Origin of the sequence: Streptomyces sp. NBC_01176 (assembly GCF_045039825.1) — a bacterium.
Taxonomy (GTDB): Bacteria; Actinomycetota; Actinomycetes; order Streptomycetales; family Streptomycetaceae; genus Streptomyces.
On record NZ_CP108600.1, the window covers coordinates 3373947 to 3387824 of the forward strand.

10 protein-coding genes are annotated in these 13878 nt (G+C 70.2%); 8 read left to right on the forward strand and 2 right to left on the reverse strand.

Annotated features, from left to right (window positions below; genetic code table 11):
* The first annotated feature begins 33 nt into the window (after nucleotides 1–33).
* The 8 genes from OG199_RS14320 to OG199_RS14355 all read left to right on the forward strand — a co-directional run bounded on the left by OG199_RS14320 (nucleotide 34) and on the right by OG199_RS14355 (nucleotide 10593).
* Nucleotides 34–3831, forward strand: coding sequence for a nitrate- and nitrite sensing domain-containing protein (locus OG199_RS14320; RefSeq protein ID WP_405829765.1), 3798 nt, complete (start codon nucleotides 34–36; stop codon nucleotides 3829–3831).
* Nucleotides 3832–3840: 9 nt separating this feature from the next.
* Nucleotides 3841–4254 carry a roadblock/LC7 domain-containing protein gene (locus OG199_RS14325; protein ID WP_010984127.1) on the forward strand — a complete coding sequence of 138 codons (414 nt, stop codon included), beginning with the start codon at nucleotides 3841–3843 and terminating at the stop codon, nucleotides 4252–4254.
* 111 nt (nucleotides 4255–4365) lie between these two features.
* Nucleotides 4366–4764, forward strand: a complete 399-nt coding sequence (locus OG199_RS14330) for a DUF742 domain-containing protein (protein WP_148010631.1) — start codon at nucleotides 4366–4368, stop codon at nucleotides 4762–4764.
* A complete protein-coding gene (locus tag OG199_RS14335) occupies nucleotides 4745–5320 on the forward strand; it encodes an ATP/GTP-binding protein (RefSeq protein ID WP_028802395.1) in 576 nt (191 codons plus the stop codon). Before OG199_RS14330 ends, OG199_RS14335 begins: the two co-directional genes overlap by 20 nt.
* A 350-nt stretch (nucleotides 5321–5670) precedes the next feature.
* Nucleotides 5671–8922 carry a nitrate- and nitrite sensing domain-containing protein gene (locus tag OG199_RS14340; RefSeq protein WP_405829767.1) on the forward strand — a complete coding sequence of 1084 codons (3252 nt, stop codon included), beginning with the start codon at nucleotides 5671–5673 and terminating at the stop codon, nucleotides 8920–8922.
* Between the two features lie 10 nt (nucleotides 8923–8932).
* A complete protein-coding gene (locus OG199_RS14345; RefSeq protein ID WP_005479603.1) occupies nucleotides 8933–9346 on the forward strand; it encodes a roadblock/LC7 domain-containing protein in 414 nt (137 codons plus the stop codon).
* A 94-nt stretch (nucleotides 9347–9440) separates the two neighbouring features.
* A complete protein-coding gene (locus OG199_RS14350; RefSeq protein WP_266701590.1) occupies nucleotides 9441–10031 on the forward strand; it encodes a DUF742 domain-containing protein in 591 nt (196 codons plus the stop codon).
* The gene (locus OG199_RS14355; RefSeq protein WP_030793786.1) at nucleotides 10012–10593 is read left to right on the forward strand and encodes an ATP/GTP-binding protein; all 582 of its coding nucleotides are present in this window, start codon (nucleotides 10012–10014) and stop codon (nucleotides 10591–10593) included. Before OG199_RS14350 ends, OG199_RS14355 begins: the two co-directional genes overlap by 20 nt.
* A 952-nt stretch (nucleotides 10594–11545) precedes the next feature.
* On the opposite strand, the gene OG199_RS14360 is transcribed toward OG199_RS14355, so the two are convergent.
* Nucleotides 11546–11740, reverse strand: coding sequence for an acyl-CoA carboxylase subunit epsilon (locus OG199_RS14360; RefSeq protein ID WP_148014275.1), 195 nt, complete (start codon nucleotides 11738–11740; stop codon nucleotides 11546–11548).
* Nucleotides 11741–11797: 57 nt separating this feature from the next.
* Nucleotides 11798–13387, reverse strand: a complete 1590-nt coding sequence (locus OG199_RS14365) for an acyl-CoA carboxylase subunit beta (protein WP_401799904.1) — start codon at nucleotides 13385–13387, stop codon at nucleotides 11798–11800.
* Between the last annotated feature and the right edge of the window lie 491 nt (nucleotides 13388–13878).

Consider the following 13878-nt stretch of genomic DNA (forward strand, 5'->3'; position numbering starts at 1 on the left):
GGAGGGGCGCCTGGTCCAGAGGTTGCGACGCTAGTGCAGGGACGTTTCAAGAGGGATGGCAGCGCTTCGGCGGAGCCGGAGCCGCACGGCGGGACCGACCGCGGTTCCTCGCCCCAGCACGCCCAGAACCCGGGACAATCAGAGCTCGGCGGTGGTGGTGAGCGCTCCGCGCGCCCCGGCGCTACGGCTCCCGACACACCGCCCGTGAAGCCGAAGGCCCCTCCGGGCCCCGGCCCCCGAGTGGCTCTGCGCAACTGGCGCATCTCCACGCGACTGGTGTCGCTGCTCGCGCTCCCCGTGGTCGCCGCGACCACGCTGGGCGCGCTGCGCATCAACCAGTCCATGGACGACATCCAGCAGCTCGAGAACATGAAGCTGCTGACCGACATGACCAAGCAGGCGACCGAGCTCGCCGCGGCGCTCCAGAAGGAGCGCGACGGGTCGGCCGGTCCCATGGCGCACGGCGTCTCGGCCAAGGACTCCCGGATCACACTGATCCGCGACGCGACGGACCGTGCCAAGACGCAGTTCCTCTCCGGGACCCAGGAGATCGACGACGCCAGTGCGAGCGGACAGCTCTCCGGTGTCCGTGACAGCCTCGTCGCCATCGCGGGCGAGCTGAACAAGCTCGGCACCATCCGCAACTCGTCCTACAGCGACCCGCAGAACGCCTCACAGACGGTCGACGGCTACCACCGCCTCATCACCGAGCTGATCGACCTGTCGCAGGACATGGCGGAGGCGACCAGCAACCCGGAGATGATCCAGCGCACCCGCGCCCTGTCGGCCTTCTCCTCGGCCAAGGAGTACGCCTCCGTCCAGCGCGCGATCATCGCCGCCGCGCTGCCGACGAAGGACGACACCTTCGGCAAGCTCTCCGAGAACGACCGGCTGTACGCGACCTCGGCCCAGGACAGCGAGGCCTCCGAGCGCACCAGCTTCGCGAGCATCTACGGCGCCGGCGCCGAGAAGCTCACCGAGCCGATCGACCAGGGCAACCCGACCATCCAGGCGGCCGACCAGTACTCCAAGCGCGTACTGGACTCGGCGGGTGGTCTGAGCACCCAGGACAAGAAGTCGTACAGCGACTGGTTCGACGCCGACACCGCCAAGATCGACCAGATGGCGAAGATCGAGCTCTCGCTGCTCGGCGAGATGACGCAGAAGTCCCGTGAGCTGAAGAACGCCTCCCAGCAGGAAGCGATCATCTCCGGTGCGCTGATCCTCCTCGTCCTCGGCGTGTCCCTCGTCGGCGCCTTCGTCGTGGCCCGGTCCATGATCCGCTCGCTGCGCCGGCTGCAGGACACCGCGACCAGGGTCGCCCAGGACCGGCTGCCCGAGCTGGTCAAGCAGCTCTCGGAGTCGGACCCGCAGGACGTCGACACCTCCGTCGAGTCGGTCGGTGTGCACTCCCGGGACGAGATCGGCAAGGTGGCCGCGGCCTTCGACGACGTGCACCGCGAGGCCGTCCGCCTCGCCGCCGAGCAGGCCCTCCTGCGAGGCAACGTCAACGCGATGTTCACCAACCTCTCGCGCCGTTCCCAGGGCCTCATCCAGCGTCAGCTCTCGCTCATCTCCGAACTGGAGTCCCGCGAGGCCGACCCGGACCAGCTGTCCTCCCTGTTCAAGCTCGACCACCTCGCGACCCGCATGCGCCGTAACGGTGAGAACCTCCTCGTTCTCGCCGGTGAAGAGCCCGGCCGCCGCTGGACCCGCCCGGTCCCGCTGGTCGACGTGCTCCGCGCCGCCGCCTCCGAGGTGGAGCAGTACGAGCGCATCGAGCTGGCGTCCGTCCCCACGACCCAGGTCGCGGGCCGCGTCGTCAACGACCTCGTGCACCTGCTCGCCGAGCTCCTCGAGAACGCCACCTCGTTCTCCTCCCCGCAGACCAAGGTCAAGGTCACCGGTCACGCGCTGCCCGACGGCCGGGTGCTGATCGAGATCCACGACACCGGTATCGGCCTGTCCCCCGAGGACCTCGCCGCGATCAACGAGCGGCTCGCCGCGCCGCCCACCGTGGACGTCTCCGTCTCCCGGCGCATGGGCCTCTTCGTGGTCGGTCGTCTGTCCCAGCGTCACGGCATCCGCATCCAGCTGCGTCCGTCGGACTCCGGCGGCACCACCGCGCTCGTCATGCTCCCCGTCGATGTCGCCCAGGGCGGCAAGAAGGCTCCGGGCAAGCCGGGCCAGGGTGCTCCCTCCTCCGGCGGCCCGGCCGCCGCGCAGGCCTCGGCCGGTGTGGCCGCGGCCCGCCGCGGCGGCGGCCAGGGCGGTCCGTCCCTCGGAGCGGGCGCGCCCGCCGCCGGCGGCGGTCTGCTCGGCGGCGCGCCGCAGCGCGGACAGGTCGGCGCGGGACAGGGCCCGCGGGCCGCACTTCCCGGCAGCAGCCAGGGCGGTCACCCGGGTGCTCCGGGTGGAGCGCGCGGACCGCAGGGTCCGGGCAACCCGCAGCAGGGCAGGCCGGCCCCGGCCGGTGCCGGTGCGGGTGTCTTCGGACAGAGCGCGCCCGGTGCCTCGCAGGGTCCGCAGTCCACCGGAACCGGCACGCCCCAGGGCTTCGGCGACGGATCCGGCACCCGCCAGGGCTTCAGCTTCGGTGACAGCGCCCCCGCGGCGACGCCCCCGCAGCAGCAGCCCTCGGGCAACAAGGGCGGCGGCCGTCGCCGGCCGCAGCTGCCGGGACGCGGTGGTCCGCGTGCCGAGCTGCCCGGTGGCAGCCCGCAGCAGTCCCGGCCGAGCTGGAGCGACGAGAACGCGCAGCCGCCCGTGCCGCGCGCCTCGCTGGACTCCCCGCGCGGTCACGAGGAGCCCGACGCCACCTCGCGCATGCCGCGGATCGACGACCGGCACGGCCCGGCCTCGACCTCGGAGATGCCGCGCATCGACGACCGTCAAGGTCCCGCCGTCACCTCCGAGTTCACCCGCCCCGACTTCAACGGCCCCCGCCCCGGTATGGGCGCGCCGCAGAACAACGGGCAGAACCACGGCCAGAACACCGGCCAGTTCGTGCGCCCGGACGTGTTCGGCACCGCGACCACGAATCCGTCCTCCACGGGTCAGTTCGCGAACCCGGGATACGGCCAGGGCCCTGCGTCCACCGGCCAGTTCGCCAACCCCGGCTACGGCAACCCGCAGGACCCCTCGTCCACCGGCCAGTTCCAGCGGCCGGGGTACGGCAACGGCCAGGACCCCTCGTCCACCGGCCAGTTCGCCAACCCCGGCTACGGCAACCCGCAGGATCCCTCGTCCAGCGGTCAGTACGAGCGGCCGCAGCAGCGGCCCGCGCGTGCCCAGGAGCCGGAGGCGCTGCCGCCGGCCGCCGGACCCGGTGACGGACGTACGCCGCTGTACGACACGCTGGAGACCAACTGGTTCCACGGTCAGGCGAACGGCTCCCAGACGGGAGCTCACCACAACGTTCAGAACGGCGCCCAGAGCGGTGTCCAGAACGGCGCCCACACCAACGGCTCGCAGCCTCCCCAGCAGCAGCCCCAGGCTCCCGCCGCCCCCCAGCGGGCCGCCACCCCACAGGCCTCCGCCTCCTGGCGGACGTCCCCGAACGACGACCTCGTCCGTCAGGCCGAGCGCGTCCGTCAACCGTCGGCAGGCGGGGTCACCACCTCCGGCCTGCCGCGCCGGGTCCCGCGAGCCAATCTCGTCGCGGGCACGGCACAGCAGCAACAGCACCAAACAGGTCCGCAGGTCTCCCGTGCGCCCGATGACGTACGCGGCCGGCTGACCAATCTCCGTCGGGGCATTCAGCAGGGTCGCCAGGCCGGTACCGGCCAGACCGGCAGCTTCCCCAGCCCCACTCACCAGCAGGAGCGTTAGTTGAGCCCGATGAGCCAGGCCGCACAGAATCTGAACTGGTTGATCACCAACTTCGTGGACAACACCCCCGGGGTGTCCCACACCGTCGTCGTGTCCGCCGACGGGCTCCTTCTGGCGATGTCCGAAGGATTCCCGCGCGACCGCGCCGACCAGCTCGCGGCCGTCGCCTCCGGGCTGACCTCACTGACCGCCGGGGCCTCCCGGATCTTCGAGGGCGGCACGGTGGCCCAGACGGTCGTCGAGATGGAGCGCGGCTTCCTCTTCCTGATGTCCGTCTCGGACGGCTCGTCCCTGGCGGTCCTCTCACACCCGGAGTGCGACATCGGCCTTGTCGGCTACGAGATGGCACTGCTCGTCGACCGGGCGGGCGCTGTACTCACTCCGGACCTGCGCGCCGAACTACAGGGAAGTCTGCTCCACTGACGGCTCCTGGTTCTACCGACTGCACGAAATCACCGTCCGGCCGCCACAATCCCCCCACCGGCCCCAACAGACGGCACGACTGACCGACCTGCTGTCCCGCCCGGAGGATTCATGACCCCGCCCACCGCCTCTCATGATCCGTACGCTGAGCCGTACGGGGACGAGGGCGACCAGCCGCTGGTACGTCCGTACGCGATGACCGGCGGCCGGACCCGGCCGCGGTACCAACTCGCCATCGAGGCGCTGATCAGCACCACGGCCGACCCCACGCAGTTGATGGGGCTGCTCCCGGAGCACCAGCGGATCTGCCACCTGTGCCGTGAGGTCAAGTCGGTGGCCGAGGTGTCGGCCCTCCTGTCCATGCCTCTCGGTGTGGCCAGGATCCTCGTCGCGGACCTCGCGGAGGCCGGACTCGTCGCCATCCACCAGCCTGGCGGCGATGAGAACAACGGCGGCGCGCCAGACGTGACTTTGCTCGAAAGGGTGCTCAGTGGACTTCGCAAGCTCTGACGGAGGTCGGGCGACCACCTCCGCGAAGATCGTGGTGGCGGGCGGCTTCGGCGTGGGCAAGACCACGTTCGTCGGCGCCGTCTCGGAGATCAACCCGCTGCGCACCGAGGCCGTCATGACGTCCGCGTCCGCGGGCATCGACGACCTCACGCACACCGGAGACAAGACGACCACCACCGTCGCCATGGACTTCGGCCGCATCACCCTGGACCAGGACCTGATCCTGTACCTCTTCGGTACGCCGGGCCAGGACCGCTTCTGGTTCATGTGGGACGACCTGGTCCGCGGCGCCATCGGCGCCGTGGTCCTGGTGGACACCCGCCGCCTCGCCGACTGCTTCCCCGCGGTCGACTACTTCGAGAACTCCGGACTGCCCTTCGTCATCGCCCTCAACGGCTTCGACGGACACCAGCCCTACAACCCCGAAGAAGTGCGCGAGGCACTGCAGATCGGCCCGGACGCTCCGATCATCACGACGGACGCCCGGCACCGCGCGGACGCGAAGAGCGCGCTCATCACGCTGGTCGAGCACGCGCTCATGGCACGCCTGCGTTAGCACTCAAGTCGACAGGTTCATAAGGAAGTTGTCGTAGACGCATTGGAGCCGGCTGTGTCGTTTGACACGGCCGGCCACAGTGTTCATAACGTTTCGACATGGAATTCGATGGGCACCACCACGCATCGCGGTCACCCGGTGCCGCTGCGCTCACAAAAGCCCCGTCTTTTGACGGGGCTCGTTCTTTATGACCGTTTTATCTGGGGGATGCATCACTCGGAACCGTCGGTTCCGAGTGTTTGGAAGGGCGCCGCCTGACGTGCTGGAATGCGCTGAACTGCCCAGTAGTCAAGGGCGCTGGAGACACCGCGGCACAACGTAGGTGCCGACGCCGAGAGGTTGTTGGTCGAGTGAGGCGAAGCAAGAACGGTCCCGAGCCGTCGGCACGGGGCAACTTCACCCCGCCGCCGCGCGGAGCGGCGCCCGCACAGGTGCCTGTTCCGGAGTCCGTGCCGGCGCCCGCGCCGAGCGGCGGTCGTCTGTCCCCCCGCAACTGGCGTGTACCCACCAGGCTGAACGCGATCCTGCTCATACCCGTGGTCGTCGGCCTCATCATGGGCGGCTTCCAGGTGAAGGGCTCGATCGACACCTGGCAGCAGGCCCAGGACGCGGAGAAGACGGCCCGTCTGGTGCAGGCCGCGCTGGCCTACGGCGACAAGCTCTTCGTCGAGCGTGACGTCACGGCCCAGCCGCTGCTGGAGAACAAGGACGGCAAGGGCGCCAGCGACCCCGTGGTCGTCAAGGCCTACAAGGAGACGGACCAGGCCGCGACCGTCTTCAACCAGGCCGCCCAGAACATGCCGAAGACGCCGGGACTGGAGCGTCGGCTCGCCAACTTCCGCAAGGTGGAGCCGGGACTGGCCACCCTGCGCAAGGTCGCCTACACGGCCAAGGCCGAGGGCGGATCGAACCCGGGCGTACAGACCGAGCAGGGTTACCTCAATATCCAGCACCCGCTGATGGAGTTCGCCAACGAGCTCGGTCTGGGCACCGGAAACATCACCAGTTACGGCCGTACGGTCTACGCGATCTCGCTCTCCAAGGCCGCCCTGTCCCTCGAGCGGTCCATCGGCATGCACCTCCTGGTCAAGCCGGGCCCGGGCCTGGGCACTCTCACCACCCAGCGCACCGCTCTCTCCTCGTTCGCCTACCTGGAGGGCATCGCCGTCGAGGAGTACCTCGGCGGTGGCACCGAGGCCGACGCGGCCAAGCTGGACGCGCTGCAGAAGCAGATCCCGGTCGAGCTGAAGAGCCAGGCCACCCAGGCCGCGACCGCCGCCGCGGCCAAGGGCGAGAAGTACGTCCCCCCGCCGGGCGACATGCTCGCGCGGGTCGTCGGCCTGAAGTCGCCGCTCGACTCCGACCGCGCCGCGCTGGCCGCGGAGGGCGTCACCCCGCAGAACTGGTGGGCGGTCAACACCGCCAAGTACAACGGCTACCGGCAGATCGAGTCGGACCTCGCCGACAAGGCGGTGGCCGAGGCCGCCGACATCGCCGACAGCGCCAAGACCGACGCGTTCATCACCGGTGGCGCCGTCGTGCTCGCCCTGCTCTTCGCGTTCATCCTGGCCGGCATGGTGGCCCGCCAGATGAGCCGCGCGATGCGCCAGCTGCGCAACGCGGCATTCGGTGTCGCCGAACAGCGTCTGCCGATGCTGGTCGACCAGCTCTCGCGCACCGATCCCGGCCGCGTCGACACCCGCGTCCAGCCCATCCCGATCACCACCACGGACGAGATCGGCGAGGTCGCCCGCGCCTTCGACCAGGTCCACCGCGAGGCCGTCCGACTGGCCGCCGAGCAGGCCCTCCTGCGAGGCAACATCAACGCGATCTTCACCAACCTGTCGCGCCGCAACCAGTCGCTGATCGAGGGCCAGCTGACCCTGATCACCGACCTGGAGAACAACGAGGCCGACCCGGACCAGCTGGAGAACCTCTTCCGCCTGGACCACCTCGCGACCCGTATGCGCCGCAACGGCGAGAACCTCCTCGTCCTCGCCGGCGAGGAGCCCGGCCGCCGCTGGGACCAGCCGGTGCCCCTCGTGGACGTCCTGCGCGCCGCCTCCTCCGAGGTGGAGCAGTACGAGCGCGTCGAGCTCTCCGGCGTCCCGGAGGCCGAGATCCACGGCCGCGCCGTGACCGACCTCGTGCACCTGCTCGCCGAGCTGCTGGAGAACGCCACCACGTTCTCCTCCCCGCAGACCAAGGTCCGCGTCACCGCGACCCGTCTCCCGGACGGCCGCGTCATGGTCGAGATCCACGACAAGGGCATCGGCCTCACCGCCGAGGACTTCGCGGACATCAACCACAAGCTGGCCAACCCGCCGACCGTGGACGCCGCGATCTCCCAGCGCATGGGCCTGTTCGTGGTCGGCCGGCTGTCCGACCGGCACGGCATCCGCGTCCAGCTGCGTCCCTCGGGCGAGCAGGCCGGAACGACCTCGCTGGTCATGCTCCCCGACGCGATCACCCATGGTGGTGGAGGCGAACAGCAGGTGCAGCGCGACGAGTTCACCGTGTCGCAGATCATCCCGGAACAGCAGTCCTTCCGCGCGGAGTCCTTCCAGGCCGAGTCGACGCGCACCGCCGCGGAACTCGGCTTCGACGACAGCCGCTACACCGAAGTCCCGGACGACATCCGCGAGTTGGACCCGGTCGGCCGCTCTCTGGTCCGCGAGGAGCGCCGCGCGGCCCTGGAGGCCCAGACGACGGGTCAGCCGGACGCGCTGGAGGCCGGGCAGTACCCGGACGACTTCAACGCGCCCCAGCCCGGCTACGAAGGCGCTCAGCCGTCCTTCGAGGGCGGACAGCCGGCGTACGGCAACGGGCAGAGCGCGTACGAGGAGCAGCCCGCGGCGTACGACCAGCAGTCGGCGTACGAGGCACCGCAGCAGCCGACGTACGACGAGACGTACTTCCCGACGAACGGTGGCTACCCGGAACCCGGGTACCCGGAGCCCTCCCAGGCGGAGCCCGTGGAGGCCCGCGGCGCCGCCCCGGAGACCTTCTCCGCGTTCGAGGAGCCGTCCTACCAGGACGACTGGCCGCAGCGGGACGCGTACCAGAACGACTACCGGTCCGGGTACGCTCCGGAGACGGAATCCGCGCAGGTCGCTGACGCGGGTGAGCAGGACCGCGTAGGCTTCGGCCGACCGGGACCTGCCCCCTCGTCCGCGCACCAGATGACCGACGCCGGGCTGCCGCGCCGCGGATCGGCCGCGAACGGGGCGAACGGCCGGCGCCCTGCCGTCCCGGGTGCCCAGGAGGTCCAGACACCGCCCGCGGGCAACAGCGACGGCAACGGCAACGACGACTGGCGTTCGAACAACGACGACCGCTGGCAGCGTGCCGAGCAGCTCAAGAAGCCCAAGGCGGGCGGGGTCACCTCGTCCGGGCTGCCGCGTCGGGTCCCCAAGGCCAACCTGGTCGAGGGAACCGCGGAATCGACCCCGCAGGGTGGCCCTCAGGTCTCCCGCGCTCCCGAGGACATCCGGGGCAGGCTCAGCAACCTGCGCCGCGGCGTGCAGCAGGGACGCAATGCCAGTAGTGACACGAACGGTCAGGGCTTCGGTTCTGACAGCACCTACAACCAGGAGCGTTAGTGTGAGCCCGATGAGCCAGGCGGCGCAGAACCTGAACTGGTTGATCACCAACTTCGTGGACAACACCCCCGGGGTGTCCCACACCGTGGTGGTCTCCGCCGACGGACTCCTTCTGGCGATGTCCGAAGGCTTTCCCCGTGACCGCGCCGACCAGCTCGCGGCTGTCGCGTCCGGTCTGACCTCGCTGACCGCGGGTGCGTCCCGCATCTTCGAGGGCGGCAGTGTGAACCAGACAGTTGTGGAGATGGAGCGAGGATTCCTCTTCATCATGTCCGTTTCCGATGGTTCATCGCTCGCGGTCCTTGCACATCCCGAAGCGGACATCGGTCTCATCGGGTACGAGATGGCCCTTCTGGTGGACCGTGCGGGTACGGTCCTGACACCGGATCTTCGAGCGGAGCTCCAAGGGAGCCTTCTCAACTAACAGTCAGACCGTGCGTTTTGGCGTCCCGGGGCCGTAAGGTTTCGGGACGCGGTCCCACACTGATGGGTGCCAGGCACAGTCGGAGGAGGAGAAAGTGGCAACACCCCCAGGCGGTTCGTCTTCGGGCAACTGGTCGTACGGCCCCGGCCAGGGGCAGGGCCAGGGTGACGGTTCGCAGAACCCGAACCGGTACAACTTCCCCTCCGCACCAAGCCACCGCCGTCAGCAGCCGTACACGCCGCAGGGCCCCGGCCCCTCGCCGTACGACCAGCCCCCGGCGCCGCGCATCCAGCCCGTGCAGCCACAGCGACGCACACCGGAGGCGGCGCCCGCGGGTTCGTCGAACAACCCTCTGGTGCGCCCGTACGCCATGACGGGCGGCCGCACCAGGCCCCGTTACCAGCTCGCCATCGAGGCGCTGGTGCACACCACCGCACAACCGCACCAGATGCAGGGCCAGTTGCCCGAGCATCAGCGGATCTGCAATCTCTGCCGGGAGATCAAGTCGGTGGCCGAGATCTCGGCCCTGCTGACCATCCCTCTCGGCGTGGCCAGGATTCTCGTCGCCGACTTGGCGGAGGCGGGCCTGGTCGCCATCCATCAGCCGGGCGGCGACGAAAACGCCGGCGGCCAGCCAGACGTGACTTTGCTCGAAAGGGTGCTCAGTGGACTTCGCAAGCTCTAGCGGAGGGCCTTCCCGCTCCACCACGTCCGCGAAGATCGTGGTGGCGGGCGGCTTCGGCGTGGGCAAGACCACGTTCGTCGGCGCCGTCTCGGAGATCAACCCCCTGCGCACCGAGGCCGTCATGACGTCCGCGTCCGCGGGCATCGACGACCTCACGCACACCGGAGACAAGACGACGACCACCGTCGCCATGGACTTCGGCCGCATCACCCTGGACCAGGACCTGATCCTGTACCTCTTCGGCACCCCTGGTCAGGACCGCTTCTGGTTCATGTGGGACGACCTGGTCCGCGGCGCCATCGGCGCGATCGTCCTGGTCGACACCCGCCGTCTCGCCGACTGCTTCCCCGCGGTCGACTACTTCGAGAACTCCGGACTGCCCTTCGTCATCGCCCTCAACGGGTTCGACGGCAACCAGCCGTACAACCCGGACGAGGTCCGCGAGGCGCTGCAGATCGGCCCGGACGCTCCGATCATCACGACGGACGCCCGGCACCGCGCGGACGCGAAGAGCGCGCTCATCACGCTGGTCGAGCACGCGCTCATGGCCCGCCTGCGGTAGCCGCTCCGCGCGACGAACGCCAACGGAGGGGCGGCTTCCCCAGGGAGGAGCCGCCCCTCCGCCGCGCTCCACGCCACGTCCCCCGCGTCCGCCCTGGGGTGCCTCCCCCGCCGGGGACATCCCTACAGGCGTGCCCACCCCTCCCGGCGACGATCCCGTCCCGCCCGCACGCCCCTGCCGGGGGCTCCCACCCCGGTTGCGTCTCCGCCCCGCCGGGACTACCTCGCCGGCGGCACCTTCTTGCCGACACGGTTCCCGCGGCGGCACCTTCTTGCCGACACGGTTCCCTCCCCCCGGGGTTCCCTCCCGGGGGCTTCCGCCACGGGATCGATTCCGGCTCCGCAGCATTGCCGCACTGGCGGTGCGCCTCTCCCAGGCAGGGGCTTCCGTCCTGGCGAGGCTTCCTCCCGGCGGACTTCCCCCGCGGCGGACTTCCCTTGCGGGGGCGCTTTCCTCCCCGTGGCGCTTCCCTCCCGTGGCGCTTCCCTCCCGTGGCGCTTCCGTCCGGCGCGGGTTCCTCCCCGACGGTGCTTCCCTACCGGCGCTGCTCCCTCCCCGACGGTGCGTCCCTACCGGCGCTGCTCCCTCCCCGACGGTGCGCCTCTACCGGGGGGCTTCCACCTCGGACGCGTCTCCGTCCCCGCAGCATTACCGCCCCGGCGGCGCGTCCTCCCGGCGGACTTCCGCCCCGGGACCGTTTCCCGGCGGGCTTCCGCCCCGGCGGGGCTTCCGCCTGGTGGCGCTTCGCCGCGGTGGCGCTTCCCCTCTCAGTCACATGGACGCGGGACAGTGCTCCTCACGGCATGCGGCAGCCCCCACGGGGGTTCGCGGCGCCCCGGGGACGTTCCCCGCGTCCCCCGGGGACAGGGACACCCTGTGGTCGCCACAGGTACGGCGAAGGGGCCCGCTCTGGATCCAGAGCGGGCCCCTCGTCACGCACAAGCGCCGCAGGCTACCCGTGCCAGCTGTGCGGGGCACGGAAGCCGGGCTCGCGCTCCAGGCGGCGCCAGCCGGCCTTCGCGCGGCCTCGGTGGGTGGGAGTGGTGTCCGGCTGGGCGGCGGCACGGGCCAGGAGGATGGCCGTGATGGCGGCGACTTCCTCGGGCTCGGCGTGGCCCTTCTCGACGCGGATCTCGGGGTCGTTCATAAGTGTCAGTCTCCGTGAGAGAGGTTTCCGCGGCGCTGCCGCGAAGGAGCCGCAGGGTTACTGCGGGGGGTTGCCGTGCTTGCGGGAGGGCAGGTCCGCGTGCTTCGTCTGCAGCATCGCCAGCGAGCGGATGAGGACCTCGCGGGTCTCGGCGGGGTCGATGACGTCGTCGACCAGCCCGCGCTCCGCCGCGTAGTAGGGGTGCATGAGTTCCGCCTTGTACTCCTTGACCATGCGCACACGCATGCCCTCGGGATCGGCGGCGTCGGCGATCTGACGGCGGAAGATGACGTTGGCGGCGCCCTCGGCGCCCATCACGGCGATCTCGTTGGTGGGCCACGCGTACGTGAGGTCCGCGCCGATGGACTGGCTGTCCATCACGATGTAGGCACCGCCGTACGCCTTGCGCAGGATCAGCGAGATCCTCGGCACCGTCGCGTTGCAGTACGCGTACAGGAGCTTCGCGCCGTGCCGGATGATCCCGCCGTGTTCCTGGTCCACACCGGGCAGGAACCCCGGCACGTCCAGCAGGGTGATGATCGGAACGTTAAAAGCGTCACACATCTGGACAAAGCGTGCAGCTTTTTCGGAGGCCTCGATGTCCAGGACGCCGGCGAGGGTCTGCGGCTGGTTGGCGACGATGCCCACCACCTGGCCGTCCAGGCGGGCCAGCGCGCAGATGATGTTGCGGGCCCAGCGCTCGTGGACCTCGAGGTAGTCGCCGTCGTCGACGAGTTCCTCGATGACCTTCGTCATGTCGTAGGGCCGGTTGCCGTCCGCGGGCACCAGGTCGAGAAGGACATCGCCGCGCCGGTCCGCGGGGTCCTCGGAGGCCACACGCGGGGGGTTCTCGCGGTTGTTCTGCGGCAGCATCGACAGGAGGTAGCGGACCTCCGCGATGCAGGTCTCCTCGTCGTCGTACGCGAAGTGGCAGACACCGCTGGTCTCGGCGTGCACGTCGGCACCGCCCAGCCCGTTCTGGCTGATCTCCTCACCGGTGACGGCCTTGACCACGTCCGGGCCGGTGATGAACATCTGCGAGGTCTCACGGACCATGAACACGAAGTCGGTCAGGGCCGGCGAGTAGGCCGCGCCGCCCGCGCACGGGCCGAGCATCACCGAGATCTGCGGGATGACACCGGAGGCCTTGGTGTTGCGCTGGAAGATGCCGCCGTAACCGGCCAGCGCGGAGACACCCTCCTGGATCCGGGCGCCCGCGCCGTCGTTGAGGGAGACCAGCGGCGCACCCGCCGCGATGGCCATGTCCATGATCTTGTGGATCTTCGTGGCGTGCGCCTCGCCGAGCGCGCCGCCGAAGATACGGAAGTCGTGCGCGTAGACGAAGACCGTACGGCCCTCCACCGTGCCCCAGCCGGTGATCACACCGTCCGTGTACGGCTTCTTGGCCTCCAGGCCGAAGCCGGTCGCCCGGTGCCGGCGCAGCTGCTCGACCTCCTGGAAGGACCCGGGGTCGAGGAGCAGCTCGATCCGCTCCCGGGCGGTCAGCTTGCCCTTGGCGTGCTGGGCCTCGGTCGCCTTCTCGCTGGGGCCGCGCAGTGCCTCCGCACGAATCGCGTGCAGTTCGGCCACGCGCCCGCGTGCGTCCGTGGGTTCGCCTGAGGGTGCGGCCTCGTCCAAAACGGTCATGTAGCGACCTTACGAAGTCGAACAAGAAAAGCGAGCCGTCGACTCCGTACAGTCTCCGGCCTGTTTTCCTGGTACCCCTGAACAGAACCTCGACGACACGCAGGCGATCTGACTGCTCAGGGGGCATGTGGCTTGTAGAGGTCACACAAAGCCGTCAGCTGAGAGTCACCTCACATTCATGGGTGACCCATACCGTCCCCGGAGTGACACGGCCCCTCGGACGGCGGTCTGCGCCGGGCACTCGACGGCCGCATCCACCCGGACGCACCCGCCGTACCGGCCGGTCCGGGACACCCGTCGGCAACCCCCAGCAACCCCCCGAAGCACGGTCTCCCCGCGAACAGTAGCGGAGCGCCGCCGTGCCGCACACCCGCCCGCGCCGCGGCGACGACCGGCCCGCAGAGCCCCCACCAGCGGTGATGCGCGGGGGCTCGGCCAACCGGGAATGCGCTCCGGGAAGCGCCGCGCCGGGACGCACAGTAACGTCGGCA